This is a genomic window from Streptomyces sp. NPDC005808 (genome assembly GCF_042871385.1).
Classification (GTDB): domain Bacteria; phylum Actinomycetota; class Actinomycetes; order Streptomycetales; family Streptomycetaceae; genus Streptomyces.
Window position 1 is genome coordinate 1 of record NZ_JBIAIK010000044.1, and the last position, 2,835, is coordinate 2,835.

1 protein-coding gene is annotated in these 2,835 nt (G+C 71.4%); it reads left to right on the top strand.

Features of this window, described 5'->3' with window-relative positions:
* On the top strand, positions 1-2,835 hold a 2,835-nt coding region (locus tag ACFYPC_RS36995), incomplete at both ends, for a type I polyketide synthase (RefSeq protein WP_391891737.1).

Here is a 2,835-nt window from a genome sequence, read left to right on the forward strand (position 1 = left end):
CTCCTGGGAGGCGCTGGAGCAGGCGGGCATCGACCCGGCAACCGTCCGGGGCAGCCGGACCGGCGTGTTCGCCGGCCTCATGTACCACGACTACGCGATGTCCCCGAACTCCGTGCCCAAGGGCGTGGAGGCGTTCCTGGGGATCGGTAACACCGGCAGCGTCGTGACCGGCCGGATCGCCTACACCCTGGGTCTGGAGGGCCCGGCCGTCACCGTCGACACGGCCTGCTCGTCCTCGCTGGTCGCCCTGCACCTCGCGGCTCAGGCGCTGCGGTCGGGCGAGTGCGAGATGGCGCTGGCCGGTGGCGTGACCGTGATGGCCACGCCCACCGCGTTCCTCGACTTCCAGCGCCAGGGCGGTCTCGCCTCCGACGGCCGTTGCAAGTCGTTCTCGGACGACGCGGACGGCACGGGCTGGTCCGAGGGCGTGGGAGTGCTTCTGGTCGAGCGCCTTTCCGACGCCCGTCGCAAGGGCCACCGGGTCCTGGCGGTCGTTTCGGGATCGGCGATCAACCAGGACGGCGCGTCCAACGGCCTCACCGCCCCCAACGGACCGTCCCAGCAGCGCGTCATCCGCCAGGCCCTCGCCAACGCGAACGTCTCCCCGGACGATGTCGACGTCGTCGAGGCCCACGGCACCGGCACCACGCTCGGCGACCCGATCGAGGCGCAGGCGCTCATCGCCACGTACGGTCAGGACCGCGCGGAGGACCGTCCGCTGTGGCTGGGCTCGCTGAAGTCGAACCTCGGCCACACTCAGGCCGCCGCAGGCGTCGCCGGCATCATCAAGATGGTCATGGCGATGCGGCACGGCGTCATGCCGCAGACCCTGAACGTCGGCCGCCCGTCCACGAAGGTGGACTGGGAATCGGGCGCGGTGGGACTTCTGACCGAGGCCCGGGAGTGGCCGCAGCAGGGCAACCGTCCGCGCCGCGCCGCCGTCTCCTCGTTCGGCGTGAGCGGCACCAACGCGCACGTGATCATCGAGCAGCCGCAGACCGAGCCGCAGCCGGCCGCGGAAGCCGCCACGTCACTCCCGGCGCTCCCCTGGGTGCTCTCGGCCAAGTCGCCGCAGGCGCTGGCCCACCAGGCCGAGCGACTCCTCGCCCGGGTCCGCCAGGACGCCGAGACGTCGACGCTCGATGTCGCCTGGTCGCTGGCCTCGACCCGTGCGCGCTTCGAGCACGGAGCCGCGGTGGTGGCCGGCGACCGGGACGGGTTCCTGCGGGGACTCGAGGTCCTGGCCTCCGGCGGCACGGCCGCGGGTGTGGTGCGTGGTGTGGTCGGGGGTGGTCGTACGGCGTTCCTGTTCTCGGGGCAGGGGGCGCAGCGGGCCGAGATGGGCCGTGAACTGTACGAGTCCTACCCGGTGTTCGCCGATGCCTTCGACGCCGTCTGCGCGGAGCTCGACCGGCATCTGGACCAGCCTGTCAAGGAGATCGTCTTCGGTGGCTCGGAGCTGATCGACCAGACTGTTTACACGCAGGCGGGCCTGTTCGCGATCGAGGTGGCGCTCTTCCGGCTCCTCGCGCACTGGGGTGTGACGCCGGACTTCCTGCTCGGGCATTCGATCGGTGAGCTGGTGGCCGCGCATGTGGCCGGTGTCTGGTCGCTTCAGGACGCGGCCTCGCTGGTCGCGGCTCGCGGCCGTCTGATGCAGGCGTTGCCTACCGGCGGCGCGATGGTGGCCGTCCAGGCCACCGAGGCCGAGGTGCTGCCGCTGTTGGTCGACGGTGTGTCGATCGCGGCTCTCAACGGCCCCGACTCCGTCGTCATCTCCGGCGACGAAGACGCCGTACTCGCCATCGCCTCCCGCTTCGAGAAGACCAAGCGACTGCGGGTGAGCCACGCCTTTCACTCGCCGCGCATGGTGCCCATGCTGGCCGAGTTCAAGGCGGTCGCCGAGGGCCTGACCTTCCATACCCCCCGTATCCCGGTCGTCTCCAACCTCACCGGCGAAGTTGCGGGCGAGGACATCCTGTCGGCGGACTACTGGGTCGACCACGTCCGTCAGGCGGTCCGCTTCCTCGACGGGATGCGGCACCTGGAGACCCAGGGCGTCACCACCTACCTGGAGCTGGGCCCCGGCGGAGTCCTCTCCGCCATGGCCCAGGACTGCCTCACCCAGGACGCGGCCTTCGCCCCCGTCCTCCGCAAGGACCGCCCCGAAACCGAAGCCCTGACCGCCGCCCTCGCCGAACTCCACGCGCACGGCGCCTCCGTCGACTGGACGGCGTACTACGAAGGCACCGGCGCCCAGCGCGTCGACCTCCCCACCTACGCATTCGACCACGAGCACTACTGGCTTCTCTCGGGCGCCGCAGCCGGTGACCCGACGGGCTTCGGTATGAGCGCGGCGGATCACCCGCTCCTCGGTGCCGAGGTGCTGCTCGCCGACGGCGACGGGCTGGTCCTGACGAGCCGTCTGTCGTTGGACTCGCACCCGTGGCTCGCCGACCACGCGGTCTTCGGTTCCGTCCTGCTGCCCGGCACCGCCTTCGTCGAGCTCGCGCTCCACGCCGGCCAGCGCATCGAATGTGGCGTCCTGGACGAACTGACGATCCAGGCGCCGCTGGTGCTCGCCGAGCGCGGTGCGGTCGCGCTCCAGGTCGTCGTGGGCGCGGCGGAGGCCGACGGCCGCCGACCCGTCACCATCCACTCCACCCACACCCACACCCACACCCACACCGACTCTGACTCCGCCGAAGCCGACACCTGGACCCTGCACGCCACAGGCACGGTCTCCGCCGAGCACACCGCCCCCGGCGCCGCCCTCACCGAATGGCCGCCCCCAGGCGCCGAAGCCATCGACACCGACGGCCTCTACGACACCCT